This is a genomic window from Umezawaea sp. Da 62-37 (genome assembly GCF_032460545.1).
Classification (GTDB): Bacteria; Actinomycetota; Actinomycetes; order Mycobacteriales; family Pseudonocardiaceae; genus Umezawaea.
The window spans coordinates 3,074,713-3,092,171 of the sequence record NZ_CP135965.1 but is presented as its reverse complement, the minus strand read 5'-3'; the positions used below and the strand labels follow the sequence as shown (position 1 = coordinate 3,092,171).

Here is a 17,459-nt window from a genome sequence, read left to right as displayed (position 1 = left end):
CTCCGTAGGACACCGGGCAGGGGGAACGGCGTCTTAGGGTTAGCGGTCGATCACCCTGAGCGAAAGGGGTGACGTCGAGAATTCACGAAAGTGCGTACGGTCGGGTCAATCGTCTCCTCCTTACGCCACCGGCCGTCATGCGGACCTCCGCACCGTCCTTAGTGGACAGTCCAACGTGGCCTGGATCACTTTCTATACAACAATCAGTCTTGACTGTTTGTTCGTTCGGGGCCAGAATCCACGGGTATGGCACTCGAGGTGAGGCAGCGGCAGGCCGACCGCAGCCGGGAGACCAGGCGCAAGCTGATGGAGGCCACGGTCGAGTGCCTGGTCGAGCGCGGCTGGGCGCGCACCACGACGATCCTGGTGGCCGAGCGCGCGGGCGTCTCGCGCGGCGCGCAGCTGCACCACTTCCGCACCCGCGGCGAGCTGGTCGCGGGCGCGGTCGAGCACCTCGGCGCGGAGAGCGTGCTGGAGCTGAAGGAACGCGCGGTCGGCGTCGGCCGGAGCCCGGTCGCGGTGGTCGGCCTGATCGCCGACTTCTACGCGAGCGACCTGTTCAGCGCCGCGCTGGAGCTGTGGGTGGCGGCGCGGACGGACGCGGAGCTGAAGAAGGTCGTGCTGCCGCTCCAGACCAAGATCGGGCGGGAGACGCACCGGCTGGCGGTCGAGCTGCTCGGCGCGGACGAGTCGAGACCGGGTGTGCGCGAGGCCGTGCAGATCACCCTGGACCTGGTGCGGGGCCTGGCGTTGGCCAACCAGCTCGCGGACGACCACCGACGGCGGGCGGGCATCGTGCGGCACTGGGCCGGGATGCTCCAGGCCGCCCTTGAGGAGCGCACACCGTGATCATCGACGTACTGGACGACCTGCGGCTGGAGAGCGCGGCGCTCGACGACCTGGTCGCCCCGCCCGTGGACTGGTCGGTGCCGACGCCGGCCGTGGGCTGGACGATCGCGCACCAGATCGGTCACCTCGCGTGGACCGACCACATCTCCCTGGTCGCCATCAAGGATCCCGATGCCTTCCGGGCCGGGCTGTCCGGTTACACCGAAGGCACCGTGGACGAGGGTGCGGCCGAGTGCGCCGCGCGCCCGGACCTGCTGGCTTATTGGCGGGCGGGCCGCGAGGAGTTGGCCGAGGCGCTGAGCGCCGTGCCGCAGGGCGGGAAGCTCCTCTGGTTCGGTCCGCCGATGAGCCCGGTGTCGATGGCGACGGCGCGGCTGATGGAGACGTGGGCGCACGGGCAGGACGTCGCCGACGCGCTCGGCGTGCGCCGCGAACCGTCCGGGCGGCTGCGGCACGTCGCGCACATCGGCGTCCGCACCATCCCGTTCGCGTTCATGGTCAACGGCCTCCCGGTGCCCGCCGAACCGGTTCGGGTCGAACTGACCGGACCGGACGGTCTGCCGTGGACGTGGGGGCCGGAGGACGCGGAGAACCGGGTCACCGGTCCCGCGCTCGACTTCTGCCTCCTAGTGACCCAGCGGGCGCATCGCGACGACCTGGCGGTGACGGTCGTCGGTCCGGTGGCCGAGCGGTGGTTGCCCATCGCGCAGGCGTTCGCGGGTCCTCCCGGCGCGGGGCGGGTGGCGTCGTGATCCGCATCGGGAACGCGTCCGGGTTCTACGGCGACCGGCTCGGCGCCGTGCGGGAGATGCTGGAGGGCGGTGAGCTGGACGTGCTCACCGGCGACTACCTCGCCGAGTTGACGATGCTCATCCTCGGGCGCGACCGGATGAAGGACGTGAACCTCGGGTACGCCAAGACGTTCCTGCGCCAGATGGAGGACTGCCTCGGATTGGCGGTCGAGCGCGGGGTCACGATCGTGGCGAACGCGGGCGGGCTCAACCCGCGCGGGCTGGCCGCGGCGATCGACAGGCTCGGGCTCGGGGCCAGGATCGGTGTCGTCACCGGTGACGACCTGCGGGCGGACTTCCCGGAGTCGTTGACGGCGAACGCGTACCTCGGCGCGTGGGGCATCGCCGAGTGCCTGCGGGCCGGGGCGGACGTGGTGGTGACCGGTCGGGTCACCGACGCCTCGCTGGTGGTCGGGCCGGCGGCGGCGCACTTCGGGTGGGCGCGCGACGACTGGGACGCGCTGGCAGGCGCGACGGTCGCGGGCCACGTGCTGGAGTGCGGGACGCAGGCGACCGGGGGCAACTACTCGTTCTTCACGTCGATCGACGTCGACCGGCCGGGGTTCCCGATCGCCGAGGTGGAGGCCGACGGGTCGTCGGTGATCACCAAGCACGACGGCACCGGGGGAGCGGTCACCGTCGACACGGTCACCGCGCAGCTGCTGTACGAGATCGGCGATCCGGCGTACCTCGGGCCGGACGTGGTGAGCCACTTCGACACGATCGAGCTGTCGTCGCACGCGCGCGGCGTGCGGATCTCCGGAGTGCGCGGCAGTCCGCCGCCTGAGACGCTGAAGGTGTGCCTCAACAGCCTGGGCGGCTTCCGCAACGGGACCACGTTCGTCCTCAGTGGACTGGACGTCCCGGAGAAGGCCGCGCTTGTGCGCAGGCAGTTGGAAAGCGCGCTGGGGACCGAAGGCCTGACCTGGACGCTGGCCCGCACCGACCAGCCGGACGCGGACACCGAGGAGACGGCCAGCGCCCTGCTGCACGTGACCATCAAGACGCCGGATCCCAAGCGCGCCAAGGCGTTCTCGCGCACCGCCATCGAACTCGCCCTGGGTTCCTACCCCGGCTTTCACGTCACCGCGCCCCCGACGGACGGCACCCCGTTCGGCGTCTACCAGGCCGCGTACGTGCCCCGCGACCGCGTTGCGCACCAGGCGACCCTGCCCGACGGGAAGGTGGTCACGGTATGAGAGTCCCCCTCGGCACCATCGCGGGCGCCCGTTCCGGCGACAAGGGCGGCGACGCCAACCTCGGCGTCTGGGTCCGCACCGACGAGGCCTACGCCTGGCTGGTCGGTGAACTGACCGTCGCCCGACTCGGGGAACTCCTCCCCGAGGCCCGCGAGGTCGTCCGCTACGAACTCCCCAACCTCCGCGCGCTCAACTTCGTCCTGCACGGGCTGCTGGGCGACGGCGTGGCCTCCTCCACCCGTTTCGACCCGCAGGCCAAGGCCCTCGGCGAGTGGCTGCGCTCCCGCCACGTCGACATCCCGGAGGCCCTGCTGTGACCACTCCCGATCCCGCGAGCGAATCCTCGGGTATCACGGCCGATCTCTTCGACACCCCGGAACGCAAGGAACTGCGGGCCACGGTCCGCCGGTTCACCGAGCGCGAGATCGTGCCGCACCTGGACGAGTGGGAACGCGCAGGCGAGCTGCCGCGCGAACTCCACCGCTCCGCCGCCGAGGTCGGCCTGCTCGGCATCGGCTTCGCCGAAGAGGTCGGCGGCAGCGGCGGCGACCTGCTGGACAGCATCGTGATGACCGAGGAGATCATCCAGGCGGGCGGCTCGTCCGGCCTGATCGCGGGCCTGTTCACGCACGGCATCGCGCTCCCGCACATCGTCGACGCGGGCGACCCCGACCTGATCGACCGCTTCGTCCGCCCCACCCTCGCCGGTGACCTGATCGGCTCCCTCGCCATCACCGAACCCGATGGCGGTTCCGATGTCGCCGCGCTGCGCACCACCGCGGTCCGCGACGGCGACGACTACGTCGTGAACGGCACCAAGACGTTCATCACTTCCGGCACCCGAGCCGACTTCGTCACCACGGCGGTCCGCACCGGCGGTCCCGGTTACGAAGGCATCAGCCTGCTGGTCGTCGACCGCGGGATCGAGGTGGTGCGCAGGCTGGAGAAGATGGGCTGGCACTGCTCCGACACCGCCGAACTGTCCTTCGTGGACACCCGCGTTCCCGCAGCCAACCTGGTCGGCCCGGAACACGGCGGCTTCGCCCTGGTCATGCGGCAGTTCCAGGTCGAGCGCGTCACGATGGCCGTCGAGGCCTACGCCACCGCCCAGCGCTGCCTGGACCTCACCCTCGCCTACGTCCGCACCCGCGAGACCTTCGGCAAGCCGCTCGTCAAACGCCAGCTGGTCAGCCACAAGCTCGTGGAGATGGCCCAGCGCACCGAACTGGCCCGCACCTACACCAGGGAGGTCGCCGCCATGATCGCCGACGGCCGCGAGTGCGTCGCCCAGGTCTGCTTCGCCAAGAACGCCGCCGTGGCCGCCTGCGACTTCGTCGTCGACGAGGCCGTCCAGCTGCACGGCGGCTTCGGCTACCTCCGCGACGCCGAAGTCGAACGCCACTACCGCGACGCCCGCATCCTCGGCATCGGCGGCGGCACCACCGAAGTGATGGCCGAACTGGCCGCCCGCCGATTGGGGTACACGTCATGACCGCGCTGCGCTCGGTGCTGGACACCGGATCGGCGGACTACCACGACAACCGGACCGCGCTCCTCGCCAAGATCGCCGAGCTGGACGGCGAGCAGGCCAAGGCGCTGGCCGGTGGCGGGCCGAAGTACACCGAGCGCCACCACAAGCGCGGCAAGCTCCTGGCCCGTGAGCGGATCGAACTGCTGGTGGACCGGGACAGCCCGTTCCTGGAGCTGTCGCCGCTGGCGGCGTGGGGCACGGACTTCCCGGTCGGGGCCAGCGTCATCACCGGGATCGGGGTCGTCGAGGGCGTCGAGTGCCTGGTCGTGGCGAACGACCCGACGGTGCGCGGCGGTGCCAGCAACCCGTGGACCCTCCGCAAGACCTTCCGGGCCAACGACATCGCGTTCGCGAACCGGCTGCCGGTGGTGAGCCTGGTCGAGTCCGGCGGCGCGGACCTGCCGTCCCAGGCCGAGATCTTCATCCCCGGCGGCCGGGCGTTCCGGGACCTGACGCGGCTGTCGGCGGCGGGGATCCCGACCGTCACGGCGGTGTTCGGGAACGCGACCGCGGGCGGCGCGTACGTGCCGGGCATGTCGGACCACGTGGTGATGATCAAGGAACGCTCGAAGGTGTTCCTCGGCGGTCCGCCGCTGGTCAAGATGGCGACCGGCGAGGAGGCCGAGGACGAGGCGCTGGGCGGTGCGCACATGCACGGCACCGTCTCCGGCCTCGCGGACTACGTGGCCGAGGACGAGGTGGACGCGATCCGGCTGACCCGGCGGATCGTGGCCCGGCTGAACTGGAAGAAGCTCGGACCCGCGCCCAAACCGGTGGAGGAACCGCTCTACGCCGACGAGGAGCTGCTGGGGCTCGTGCCGACCGACCAGCGGGTCCCGTTCGACCCGCGCGAGGTGATCGCGCGGATCGTGGACGGCTCGCGGTTCGACGAGTTCAAGCCCGGCTACGGCACGAGCCTGGTGACGGGCTGGGCGGACCTGCACGGCTACCCGGTCGGCATCCTGGCGAACGCGCGCGGGGTGCTGTTCAGCGCGGAGTCGCAGAAGGCGACGCAGTTCATCCAGCTGGCGAACTCGGCGGACACCCCTCTCCTGTTCCTCCAGAACACCACCGGGTACATGGTGGGCGCGCGGTACGAGCAGGGCGGGATCATCAAGCACGGCGCGATGATGATCAACGCGGTGTCGAACAGCCGGGTGCCGCACCTGACCGTGAACATGGGCGCGTCCTACGGGGCGGGCAACTACGGGATGTGCGGGCGGGCGTTCGAACCGCGGTTCCTGTTCACCTGGCCCAACGCCAAGTCGGCCGTGATGGGGCCCGTGCAGCTCGCTGGGGTGCTCTCGATCGTCGCGCGGCAGGCCGCCGCGGCGAAGGGGCAGGACTACGACGAAGACCACGACGCGGCCATGCGGGACATGGTCGAGGGGCAGATCGAGCAGCAGTCGCTGGCCCCGTTCCTGTCCGGCAGGCTGTACGACGACGGGGTCATCGACCCCCGCGACACCCGCACCGTTCTCGGCCTCTGCCTTTCCGCCGTCCACAGTGGACCGATCAAGGGCGCCGAGGGCTACGGCGTCTTCCGGATGTGAGCATGATCCAGACCTTGTTGATCGCGAACCGCGGCGAGATCGCCCGCCGCGTCATCCGCACGTGCCGCGAACTGGGCATCTCGCCGGTCGCCGTGCACTCGGACCCGGACGCCGACGCGCCGCACGTCGCGGAGGCCGACGCGGCCGTCAGGCTGCCCGGCGCGACCCCGGCCGAGACGTACCTGCGGGCCGACCTGCTGGTCGAGGCCGCCCTGCGGGCCGGGGCGGACGCGGTGCACCCCGGTTACGGGTTCCTGTCCGAGAACGCCGACTTCGCCCGCGCGGTGCTGGCCGCCGGGCTGACCTGGGTCGGGCCGACGCCGGAGGCCATCGAGGCCATGGGGTCGAAGGTCGCCGCGAAGAAGCGGATGGCCGCGGCCGGGGTGCCGGTGCTGGCCGAGTTGGACCCCGAGACCGCCGACGTGTTCCCGCTTCTGGTCAAGGCCTCCGCGGGCGGAGGCGGCCGGGGTATGCGCGAGGTGCGGCGCAAGGAGGACTTGGCCGACGCGGTCGCCGGTGCCCGGCGCGAGGCCGAGTCGGCGTTCGGTGACGGCACGGTGTTCTGCGAACCGCTGCTGGAGGGCGCCCGGCACATCGAGGTGCAGGTGCTGGCCGACGCGCACGGCACGGTGTGGGCGCTGGGCGAGCGCGAGTGCTCGATCCAGCGGCGGCACCAGAAGATCGTGGAGGAGACCCCGAGCCCGGCGGTGGATCCCGCCACCCGTCAACGCCTCTACGACGCCGCGACGGCCGCGGCGGAGGCCATCGGGTACGTCGGCGCGGGCACGGTCGAGTTCCTGTTCAAGGACGGCGACTTCCACTTCCTGGAGGTCAACACCCGCCTCCAGGTCGAGCACCCGGTCACCGAACTGGTCTTCGGCGTCGACCTGGTGGCCTGGCAGATCGCCATCGCCGAAGGCGCCGAACTGCCCGCGGAACCGCCCGTCCCGAACGGCCACGCGATCGAGGTCCGGCTCTACGCCGAGGACCCGACGCGGGACTGGCTGCCCGCCAGCGGCACGCTGCACCGGTTCGAGGTGCCCGGCGACGTCCGCGTGGACAGCGGCGTCGAGAGCGGCTCGGTCGTGGGCGTGCACTACGACCCCATGCTGGCCAAGGTGATCGCGTGGGCGCCGGACCGGACCGGCGCGGTCCGCAAGCTCGCCGCCGCGCTCGCGGGCAGCCGCGTCCACGGCCTGGTCACCAACCGCGAGCTGCTGGTGGACGTCCTGCGGCACCCGGCGTTCCTGAACGGCGACACGCACACCGGGTTCCTCGACGAGCACCGCCTCACCGAGGCGAAGGAGCGCGACCTCACGCCGAGCGCGTTGGCCGCCGCCCTGGCCCAGGCCGCGAGGCGGCGCACGGGGGCGTTGCCAAGCGGCTGGCGCAACCTGCCGTCGCAGCCGCAGCGGGTAAGCTACGAGGGTGTGGACGTCGACTACCGGCACACCCGCGACGGCGTGACCACGAACCTGCCGTTGACAGTTGTAGACGCGAACGAAGACGTGGTGACGCTCGAACTTGATGGTGTGCGGAAACGTTTCCACGTCCGGGTCTACGGGGACGTGGTCGAGGTCGACTCCCCGCTGGGCGCCGTGACGCTCAGGGTCGTGCCCCGTTTCCCGGCCCCCGAGACGAAGGTGGCGCCGGGCGCGACGGTCGCCCCGATGCCCGGCACGGTCGTCCGGGTGGCGGTCGAACAGGGGCAGCGGGTCGAGGTCGGCGCGGAGCTGCTCGTGCTGGAGGCCATGAAGATGGAGCACCGCGTCCTCGCCTCGACGGCGGGCACGGTCACCGAACTGCGGATCACCCAGGGGCAACAGGTCGATTCCGGCGATGTGCTGGCAGTAGTAGCGGAGGACGCGTCATGACCATCAACTTCACCGAGAGCGACGAGCGCAGGGCGTTGCGCGCGGCCGTCGCGGACCTGGGCTCCCGGTACGGGCACGAGTACTTCGTCGCCAAGGCCCGCGCGGGGGAGAAGACGGACGAGCTGTGGGCCGAGGCGGGCAAGCTCGGCTACCTCGGAGTGGCGGTACCGGAGGAGTTCGGCGGCGGTGGCGGTGGCATCGGCGACCTGGCCGCAGTCTGTGAAGAGTTGGCGAGGGCGGGCAGCCCGATGCTGCTCATGGTGGTCTCCCCGGCGATCTGCGCCACGGTGATCACCCGCTTCGGCACCGACGACCAGAAGCGGCGCTGGCTGCCCGGCTTCGCCGAGGGCACCACGAAGATGGCGTTCGCCATCACCGAGCCGGACGCGGGCTCGAACTCGCACAAGCTCGCCACGAAGGTCCGCCGCGACGGCGACGAGTGGGTCCTGTCCGGCGGCAAGCACTACATCTCCGGCGTGGACGAGGTCCAGGCCGTGCTGGTCGTGGCCTTCAGCCCGACCGGCCCGGCGCTGATGATCGTGCCCACGGACGTCGAGGGCCTGACCTACCGGCCCATCGAGATGGACATCGTCTCGCCGGAGAAGCAGTTCACCATGTTCTTCGACGACGTCCGCCTGCCGTCCGACGCGCTGGTGGGCTCGGAGGACGCCGGGTTGGCCCAGCTGTTCGCCGGGCTCAACCCGGAGCGGATCATGGCGGCGTCGTTCGCCACTGGTATGGCCCGCAGGGCCCTGGACAAGGCGGCGGAGTACGCCCGCACCAGGTCGGTCTGGGGGGCTCCCATCGGCTCCCACCAGGGGTTGTCCCACCCGCTGGCACAGTGCGCCATCCAGGTGGAGTTGGCCCGCGTGATGACCCAGAAAGCCGCCGCGCTCTACGACGCGGGGCAGGACAAGGCGGCCGGTGAATCGGCCAACATGGCGAAGTACGCGGCCGGGGAAGCGGTCGCCACCGCGGTCGACCTGGCCATCCAGGTGCACGGCGGCAACGGTCTCGCCACCGAGTACGGACTGGGCTCGCTGTTGTCCGCGTCACGTATTTCCCGAATCGCCCCGGTGAGCCGGGAAATGATCCTCAACTACGTGGCGCAGCACACCCTGAACCTGCCTCGGTCCTATTAGTTTAGCTAAGAACCCATTCCCACCTGATGCCGAAGATTCCCGGCCCGAAGTCCCGTGTGTTGGCGAACGCGTAACCCCACTCGTCCACCTCGATCTCGGTGGCGTCGTCGGGATCGGGGGTGGAGAAGCGTTCGCACCGCGCGGGCAGGCAGCGGGAGTCGAAGCGGACCTCCAGCGAGTACTCCCGCACGGGCAGCCGGAACCGGCGGAAGTGCGAGGTCTCCAGCGCGGGGTAGGGCGCCTCGTCCTGGAGCAGCTCGTACTCCAGGACCAGCGTCTCGCCCTGCCGCAACGGCTTCGGGAACAGCAGCTCGGCGACCAGGATCCCGCTGGTGGGATCCGCTATCGACCGCCCGAGCCTGCACGAGCGCAGCATCCCGACCGACGGCAGCGGGTTGCCGGGGGCGTCGGTGTCGTAGACCAGCACCCACCGGTCCACACCGCCGCGGTCGGCGCGCAGCGTGTGCCGCGACCGCAGCCTGCGGGTCCCGCCGTCGGCCCCGATCTCGACCCGGTCCTGCTGGGAGACCCGGCTCAACCCGGTGTCGGAACTGGTGTCGACTCCCGCGAGCAGCTGCGCGAGCCGGACGTTGTCCCGTCCCGCGCCCTGGACCTGCGGTGTCGGTGGACGGACCCGCCCGCGGCCACGCGGCCTCGGTGGTCCGAGCAGCTGGCTCAGCGCCCCCTCGGGGAGGCCGAGCACGTCTTCGAGGTGGCCCAGCGCGAGCAGCGAGTCCGGCCTTTCCGGCCTGCGCCTGCCCGACTGCCAGTAGCTCAGCGCCGTGATGCTGATCGGCGCTCCGCGCATCTGCAACCGGTGTCGAATGCGGTCGAGGCTCAAGCCTTTCGCGCGGATCGCGGCTCGCAGTGTTTCGGCGAACTCCTCGGCCGTTTCGGTGGCATGGCCGACCATTACCCACTCCGTTCTAGGGGAACTACAGCGGGAGCGACCCTACTGGGGTAAATCAGGACGGGGGTACAGCCGTTCGGGGATGTTCCGTCGCCATTCCAGTGCCTGACACTGTTAATGAGACGGCGGATTGTCGAGACTTTCGGCCCTGTTCATTCCCGAGGTGCGCACGAGGGCGTACCTCCGGAGGTATGCGACGATCGGCGTGGCCCTGCTGCCGTACGACGTGAGTAGGACCACTGGGGCATCTGGTCGATTTCGGACATCTCGGATCCTCAATAACCTCGGAGGACGTGGAGCGCCTGATCACGGGCGTGCCACGCGGTCGTCGTCCCCCGTCTTCCGCCGCCCACGGGTCACTTCGCCGACCGTCCCTGCGAACGACAGGAACAGACGAATGCGTGAAACACGACAGGTGCGTTGGTTGGCGGGTGCCGGTGCCGTGGTGGTCGCGGCCGCCGCGACGATCACCCTGGCAGGCACCGCGCAGGCAGCCGAGGGCACGATCCGGGCGGCAGGCGCCCCCGAGGCGATCTCCGGCAGCTACATCGTGAAGCTGAAGGACTTCTCCACGGCGTCGGTCAGCTCGCTCGCGTCGAAGTTCGACGCGAAGATCGACCGCACGTACGAGGGCGGCTTCAAGGGCTTCGCGGCGACCGCTTCGGAGCAGCAGGCCAAGCGACTGGCCGCCGACCCGTCGGTCGAGTACGTCGAGCAGAACCAGGTCTTCCACGTCGAGACCACGCAGGCCAACCCGCCGTCGTGGGGCCTCGACCGGATCGACCAGGCGAGCCTGCCGCTCAACTCGTCCTACAGCTACACCACGACCGGCGCCGGCGTGAACGCCTACGTCATCGACACCGGCGTGCGGATCACCCACCAGACCTTCGGTGGCCGCGCGGTCAACGGCTACGACGCGGTGAGCAACGACAACATCGCGCAGGACGGCAACGGCCACGGCACGCACGTCGCGGGCACCATCGGCGGCAGCCAGTACGGCGTCGCGAAGGGCGTCAGGATCGTCGCCGTCCGCGTGCTCGACAACGCCGGTTCCGGCACGACCGCCGGTGTCGTCGCGGGCATCAACTGGGTGACCAACAACCACGTCAAGCCCGCCACGGCCAACATGAGCCTCGGCGGCGGCGCGTCCACCGCGCTCGACGACGCGGTCCGCTCCTCCATCGCCGCGGGTGTCACCTACGGCGTGGCCGCGGGCAACAGCAACGCCAACGCCAGCACCTCCTCGCCCGCCCGCGTGACGCAGGCGATCACCGTCGGCGCCACCGAGCGCACCGACGCCCGCGCCAGCTACTCTAACTTCGGCGCGGTGCTGGACGTCTTCGCCCCGGGTTCCGGCATCACCTCGTCGTGGAACACCAGCGACACGGCCACGAACACGATCAGCGGCACCTCGATGGCGACCCCGCACGTCGTCGGCGTCACCGCGCGCTACCTCCAGTCCAACCCGTCCGCCACGCCCGCCACGGTGTCCGCCGCGATCGTCTCGACGGCCACCGCCAACAAGGTGACGAACCCCGGCTCCGGTTCCCCGAACCGCCTGCTGTTCCGGGCTCCGACCGCCTAGTTCGCTGTTCCCCACGGTGGCCCCGACGCGTCCTGCGTCGGGGCCACCGCCCTGCGTAGAAGGGAATCCGCCATGCGCAAGCTGTTGTCGTGCTTAGGGGTCGCCGCCCTGGGGGTGGCGCTCGCCGCCGCGCCCGCCTCGGCCGCCGAGGGAGTCGTCCTCGCCGCAGGATCGCCGACCGCGATCCCCGGCAGCTACATCGTGAAGGTCAAGAGCGGCACCGACCGGCTCGCCGCGGCCGTCGGCGGGAAGGTGCTCCCCGGCGCGTTCAACGGCTTCACCGCCTCGATGTCGGAGAAGGAGGCCAGGCGCCTGGCGGCCGACCCGTCGGTCGAGTACGTCGAGCAGAACCAGGTCGTGCACTCGACCGCTACCCAGCTCAACCCGACGTGGGGCCTGGACCGCACCGACCAGCGCGCCCTTCCGCTGGACCACTCGTACAGCTACACGTCCACCGGCTACGGCGTGAACGTGTACGTGATCGACACCGGCATCCGCAAGACGCACGTCGACTTCGGCGGCCGCGCCCGCGACGGCTGGGACTTCGTCGACAACGACCCGATCGCCGACGACCTCAACGGCCACGGCACGCACGTTGCCGCCACCGCGATCGGCACGACCTACGGCATCGCCAAGCAGGCCACCGCGTGGGGCGTGAAGGTGTTGGGCCCCAACGGTTCTGGCACCACGGCGGGTGTCATCGCGGGCGTCAGCTGGGTGACCACCAACTCGGTCAAGCCCGCCGTCGCCAACATGAGCATCGGCGGCTCCGCGTCGGTGGCGATGGACGACGCCGTGCGCACCTCGATCCTCAGCGGTGTCACGTACACGGTCTCCGCGGGCGGCAGCAACACGAACGTCGCGAACTTCTCGCCCGCCCGTGTCGCGGAAGCGTTGACCGTGGGGGCGTCCACGATCACCGACACCAGGGCGTCCTCCTCCAACTACGGGCCGGGCGTGGACATCTACGCGCCGGGCCAGAACATCCTGTCGGCGTGGATCACCAGCGACACGGCGAGCAACACCCTCAGCGGCACCTCGATGTCCGCGCCGCACGTGGCCGGTGTCGCGGCGCGCTACCTCCAGTTCAACCCGACGGCGACGGCCGCGCAGGTGTCCGCCGCGATCGTGGCCGCCGGCACGCCGGTGTCGTTCGGCAGGCTCCTGTACTGGAACCCGGCGCTGTAGATCGCACCCGGTGCGGTCGACGGGCGGGCAAGACCTCGTCGACCGCCGCCGGGTACGTCATTCCGCGAATCCCGCCGATGGATTCCCGTCGTTTCTCCGGGAACGCTTCCAGTCCTTTGTCGACGGGTGGAACCACCCCTATCGGCATAGGGGTGGAGGTAGACCGCCAAGTCCAGAATGTGTGCCGGAAGAGTCATTTCCTGAGCTTAAACCGCAGGTAGAAACTGTTTTAACAGTGTGGAACGGGTGTGAATCTTCCCGTCTTTCACCCGTTCGGCTTATTGCTTAGGCTGCATGAGCGCCAGCGATGGGGCTGTAGCGCGAAGTGTGAGAAAAGGTGTGCCACGAGCACGGGACGCTGCTTGAGGTAGTGAGCAGTTGATCGTGGTGCTGCACGGAAGATGAAGGATGTTGGCCCTTCGGAGTCGCCCTGCGGGGGTGATTTCAAACCGCCTGCTGCCGCCTTGGCCGAAGACCGTGGTGGTGAGCGACGCAGGAAAAGGCGCACATGATGCGTCAGGTGGGGATCGTGGAAGACGGAGCGCAGCCCCCAGCATGTGGGGGTCACTGTTGACGCGTCGTTACATATTCAGGTGACATCAGAACCGGGCACTACTTTTCGGCCTGGGATAAGCCTGGCGGGTGTCCGCTTATTGGCCAGGCGGTGTCCGGCGTGGAGGTGACGTGAGCCCGATCTGCTGCTTCCGTGCGGAACGTGGGAAGGCATACCCCGATACTGACAGCGAATTCGTCTCCGGGTGAAGCGCTGATGAGAGGGAGCGTCCCAAGTGGAGATCCCACGAGGGATTGAGTACCGATTCGAGGTGTGCCGGCGGACTGGCTCGTAGTAGTGGTGAAACTCCTGCTGGGCGCGGTGGGGGCGGAGCGAAGGGGCCGGATTGTCCGTGGTTCGTGTGTCCGGTCAACCAGGAAGCTGGGAGGAGCTGTATGGACGAGCTGAAGTCATCAGTGAAACCGTTCGACATTTCGAAGCGGGAGGTTTGGGACGCATACCTGAAGGTGAAGGCCAATGGGGGTGCTCCGGGGGTGGATGGGTGCACGATCGAGGAATTCGAGAAGGATCTGAAGAGAAATCTCGCGAAGATCTGGAATCGGATGTCATCGGGCAGCTATTTCCCGCCCCCGGTTCTGGCGGTAGAGATACCGAAACCAGGCGGCACAAGAACGCTCGGCGTGCCCACTGTGGCTGACAGAATCGCCCAAACGGTGGTGGCCAGGCATCTGGAGCAACGGGCGGAACCGTTGTTCCATCAGGATTCCTATGGCTATCGACCGGGGCGGTCGGCGTTGGACGCGGTTGCGGTATGCCGGAAGCGATGCTGGAAGAAGGACTGGGTGGTCGATTTGGACATCCAGAAGTTCTTCGACAGTGTGCCGTGGGACTTGATGGTCCAGGCGGTGGAGGCTCACACCGACGCTCGTTGGGTGCTGCTGTATGTGAAACGGTGGCTTGCTGTGCCGTTGCAGCGGCCCGACGGGACCTTGCTGCAGCGAGACCGGGGAACCCCACAGGGGTCAGCGGTGTCACCCGTATTGGCGAATCTGTTTCTTCATTATGCGTTCGATACGTGGATGTCCCGGAACTTTCCGGGTGTCACTTTTGAACGTTACGTCGACGATGCGGTTGTGCATTGCGTCAGTGAACGTCAGGCGCGCATGCTGGTCGAGGCGATCGGGGAACGGATGGTCGAAGTCGGGTTGCGGTTGCATCCGGACAAGACCAAGGTGGTGTACTGCAAGGACGGGAAACGCAGTCGGGATCACCCGGTGACGTCGTTCACGTTCTTGGGGTTCACTTTCCACGCCCGCGGGGCGCGGGGCAAGAACGGGGAGATATTCACTTCGTTCCTGCCCGCGGTCAGTAAGGATGCCCTCAAGAAGATGAGTGCGCAGGTGCGAGCCTGGCGGCTACATCTACGCACCGGCCGTACTTTCGCCGAACTCGCCCGGGAGATCAACCCGGTCGTGCGCGGTTGGATGCAGTACTACGGCGCGTTCTACCAGACTGCGCTGTATCCCTTGCTTAGGCGTGTCAACTACTACCTGATGCGCTGGGTCCGCAAGAAGTATCGGAAGGTCAGGACCTTCAAGAAGTTCCACAAGCGATGGAAACAGGTGACCGCTACGTGGCCGAACCTGTTCGCTCAGTGGAGATGGGTCCATTCGATCTGGTGATCAGGATGATAAGAGCCGTATGACGGGAGACTGTCACGTACGGATCTGTGGGAGCCCAGGGGTGCGATTCCCCTGGGCGACCCGACTGTGAATCGACCAGGTGGTCCGGCCCGTTCCACGCCCCTGCAGGCGATAGGTGGAACGACGTTCGGCCACCGTTCGAGGACGGGAATCACGAATGCGAAAGTCATCACAGGTCCGGTTCCTGGCCGGTGTCGGAGCGGCGGCGATGGTCGCCACGACGGCGACCCTGCTGGCGTCCCCGGCCACCGCCGCGGAGGGCGGGATCCGCGACGCCGACGCCGCGGACAGGGTTCCGAACAGCTACATCGTGAAGTTCAAGGACAGCGAGGTCACCGAGGCCACGGCCGAGGCGTCGGCCAACCGGGCCGCGGCCGGTGTCGGCGGTGGTGTCGACCGGGTGTTCGGCAGCGCGCTGCGCGGGTTCACCGTGAAGCTGTCCGACGACCAGGCGAAGCGGCTCGCGGCGAACCCCGCCGTCGAGTACGTCGAGCAGGACCAGGTGTTCAAGATCGACACGACGCAGGCCAACCCGCCGTCGTGGGGCCTCGACCGGGTCGACCAGGCGAGCCTGCCGCTCAGCTCGTCCTACAACTTCACCTCGACCGGTGCGGGCGTCACGGCGTACGTGATCGACACCGGGGTGCGGATCAGCCACAGCACGTTCGGCGGCCGGGCGTCCAACGGCCGTGACTTCGTCGACGGCGACAACGTCGCGCAGGACGGCAACGGCCACGGCACGCACGTCGCGGGCACCATCGCGGGCAAGGAGTACGGCATCGCGAAGGCCGCGAAGGTCGTCGGCGTGCGGGTGCTCGACAACGCCGGTTCCGGCACGACCGCCGGTGTCGTCGCGGGCATCGACTGGGTGACCGCGAACGCCGTCAAGCCCGCCGTGGCCAACATGAGCCTGGGCGGCGGGGTCTCCACCACGATCGACGCCGCCGTGCGCCGCTCCATCGCCTCCGGCGTCACCTACGCCGTGGCGGCGGGCAACAGCAACGCCAACGCGAGCACGTCGTCCCCGGCGCGGGTCGCCGAGGCCATCACGGTCGGCGCCACCGAGCGCACCGACGCCCGTGCCGGCTACTCGAACTTCGGGGCCGGGCTGGACATCTTCGCCCCCGGTAGTGGGATCACCTCGTCGTGGAACACCAACGACACCGCGACGAACACCATCAGCGGCACCTCGATGGCGACCCCGCACGTCGCCGGGATCGTGGCCCGCTTCCTCCAGAACAACAAGACCGCCACGCCCGCGCAGGTGTCCGCCGCGCTCGTCTCGGCCTCCACCAAGGACAAGGTGACCAACCCCGGCTCGGGCTCCCCGAACCGGCTGCTGTTCCTGGCGCCGAACTCCTGACCGACGCCGTAACCCGTTCGGGTAACGGGAATCCCAGTCCTGCGGCGGGCGTCGGTACAAAGGTCCGGTGACCACGCAACAGCGCCCGACGTTCCGCCGCAGGAGGCTGGGGCAGCGCCTGCGCACGATGCGCGAAGAGGCCGACATGAGCCTCGACAGGGCCTGCGTCCTGCTCGACAAGTCCCGCAGTTCGCTGCAACGCGTGGAGGCCGGGGAAACCAGGGTCGACGTGCACCTGGTGCGGTCGATGATGGACGTGTACGACCAGTTCGTGCCCGACCTCGTCGACCGCACCAGGGACGCCCTCAAGCCCGGCTGGTGGGTCAGCTACGGCATCAAGGACATGGGGTACGTCGACGTCGAGACCGAGGCCGCGGTGGTGCGCGAGCTGACCCTGCTGCACCTGCCCGGTTTGTTGCAGACCGAGGGCTACATGCGGGCTCTGTTCACCGCGGATCAGTTGGAGCGTACCAAGAAGCACTTCGACAACGACGTCGCGGTCCGGCTGATCCGCCAGGACAGGTTGGTCGCCGACGAGGACCCGCTCAGGCTGGTGGCACTGGTCGACGAGGCCGCGTTGCGCAAGACCATTGGTGGACCAAGGGTCATGCGGGCGCAACTGCTTCACCTGATCGGCATGTCGGAGCTGCCCACGGTCTCGCTCCAGGTGTTGCCGAACGACCTGGGCGGCCACGCGGGCATCGCCGGTTCGTTCACCCTGTTGGAGTTCCCCGATCCCGCGGACCCGGAGTTGCTGTACATCGAGTACCCGACAGGGGCGACGCACATCGAGGAAGTCGGCGAGGTCGCCAGGGCTAAGCTCCTCTTCGACCATCTGTGCTCGCGGGCTCTCGACCCGGAGGACTCGCTGGCGCTGATCGAACGGGTGCTCAAGCCCGAGTGAGTGAGGCGATCTCCTTGTCCATTGTGGACTCATCCGGTCCGGCCTGGCGCAAGAGCAGCTACAGCGGTGGTGGCACCAACGGCAACTGCGTCGAGGTTGCCTTCGTCGGTGACGTGGTGGCCATCCGTGATTCAAAAAACCCCGCTGTCGGGATGCTGTTAATTCCCGCTGAACACTGGCGATCCTTTCTCGTCAATGGTTTTCACGGGTTGGGAAACCCGAGGTAGAAACATGTTTTGACATCTCGCGTGGACTGGCAATCTTTCGGCCTTCCCCTCGTTCTCATTGGCTGTCTAGGGTCGTGACCAGCTACTTCCCCTCCCTGCGGCGGTGGCGGACACAATCCGAGAATG

General features: G+C 68.8%; 13 protein-coding genes and 1 pseudogene. 13 read left to right on the top strand and 1 reads right to left on the bottom strand.

Annotation, left to right across the window (positions count from 1 at the left end; translation table 11 throughout):
- Positions 1–246: 246 nt before the first annotated feature.
- The 7 genes and pseudogenes from RM788_RS13450 (at position 247) to RM788_RS13420 (ending at position 8,939) form a co-directional block, all read left to right on the top strand.
- A complete protein-coding gene (locus tag RM788_RS13450) occupies positions 247–849 on the top strand; it encodes a TetR/AcrR family transcriptional regulator (protein ID WP_315931973.1) in 603 nt (200 codons plus the stop codon).
- Positions 846–1,601: a TIGR03084 family metal-binding protein gene (locus RM788_RS13445; RefSeq protein WP_315931972.1), complete on the top strand. Its 756-nt coding sequence runs from the start codon at positions 846–848 to the stop codon at positions 1,599–1,601. The genes RM788_RS13450 and RM788_RS13445 overlap by 4 nt, the downstream gene beginning before the upstream one ends.
- Positions 1,598–3,156: pseudogene (locus RM788_RS13440) on the top strand (acyclic terpene utilization AtuA family protein). Before RM788_RS13445 ends, RM788_RS13440 begins: the two are co-directional and overlap by 4 nt.
- On the top strand, positions 3,153–4,331 hold the full coding sequence (locus RM788_RS13435) for an acyl-CoA dehydrogenase family protein (protein WP_399343465.1): 1,179 nt from the start codon (positions 3,153–3,155) through the stop codon (positions 4,329–4,331). The pseudogene RM788_RS13440 and the gene RM788_RS13435 overlap by 4 nt, the downstream one beginning before the upstream one ends.
- On the top strand, positions 4,328–5,923 hold the full coding sequence (locus tag RM788_RS13430; protein WP_315931971.1) for an acyl-CoA carboxylase subunit beta: 1,596 nt from the start codon (positions 4,328–4,330) through the stop codon (positions 5,921–5,923). The genes RM788_RS13435 and RM788_RS13430 overlap by 4 nt, the downstream gene beginning before the upstream one ends.
- Positions 5,924–5,925: 2 nt before the next feature.
- Positions 5,926–7,797: an acetyl/propionyl/methylcrotonyl-CoA carboxylase subunit alpha gene (locus RM788_RS13425; RefSeq protein WP_315931970.1), complete on the top strand. Its 1,872-nt coding sequence runs from the start codon at positions 5,926–5,928 to the stop codon at positions 7,795–7,797.
- A gap of 2 nt (positions 7,798–7,799) precedes the next feature.
- Positions 7,800–8,939 (top strand): acyl-CoA dehydrogenase family protein, encoded by a 1,140-nt coding sequence (locus tag RM788_RS13420; RefSeq protein WP_315934626.1) that lies wholly within the window; start codon positions 7,800–7,802, stop codon positions 8,937–8,939.
- Between the two features lies 1 nt (position 8,940).
- Here RM788_RS13420 and RM788_RS13415 read toward each other — a convergent pair whose 3' ends face one another.
- A complete protein-coding gene (locus RM788_RS13415; RefSeq protein ID WP_315931969.1) occupies positions 8,941–9,852 on the bottom strand; it encodes a hypothetical protein in 912 nt (303 codons plus the stop codon).
- Between the two features lie 394 nt (positions 9,853–10,246).
- Between RM788_RS13415 and RM788_RS13410 the strand changes: the two genes are divergently transcribed.
- From RM788_RS13410 to RM788_RS13385, 6 genes are all read left to right on the top strand, one after another.
- On the top strand, positions 10,247–11,434 hold the full coding sequence (locus RM788_RS13410) for a S8 family peptidase (protein ID WP_315931968.1): 1,188 nt from the start codon (positions 10,247–10,249) through the stop codon (positions 11,432–11,434).
- Between the two features lie 72 nt (positions 11,435–11,506).
- On the top strand, positions 11,507–12,622 hold the full coding sequence (locus RM788_RS13405; RefSeq protein WP_315931967.1) for a S8 family peptidase: 1,116 nt from the start codon (positions 11,507–11,509) through the stop codon (positions 12,620–12,622).
- Positions 12,623–13,570: 948 nt separating this feature from the next.
- Positions 13,571–14,818 carry a group II intron reverse transcriptase/maturase gene (gene ltrA / locus RM788_RS13400; RefSeq protein WP_315923412.1) on the top strand — a complete coding sequence of 416 codons (1,248 nt, stop codon included), beginning with the start codon at positions 13,571–13,573 and terminating at the stop codon, positions 14,816–14,818.
- Between the two features lie 178 nt (positions 14,819–14,996).
- Positions 14,997–16,202, top strand: coding sequence for a S8 family peptidase (locus RM788_RS13395; protein ID WP_315931966.1), 1,206 nt, complete (start codon positions 14,997–14,999; stop codon positions 16,200–16,202).
- Positions 16,203–16,269: 67 nt separating this feature from the next.
- Complete coding sequence (locus RM788_RS13390; protein WP_315931965.1) at positions 16,270–17,106, top strand: DUF5753 domain-containing protein; 837 nt, start codon at positions 16,270–16,272, stop codon at positions 17,104–17,106.
- Complete coding sequence (locus RM788_RS13385) at positions 17,103–17,333, top strand: DUF397 domain-containing protein (RefSeq protein ID WP_315931964.1); 231 nt, start codon at positions 17,103–17,105, stop codon at positions 17,331–17,333. Before RM788_RS13390 ends, RM788_RS13385 begins: the two co-directional genes overlap by 4 nt.
- Positions 17,334–17,459 lie beyond the last annotated feature (126 nt).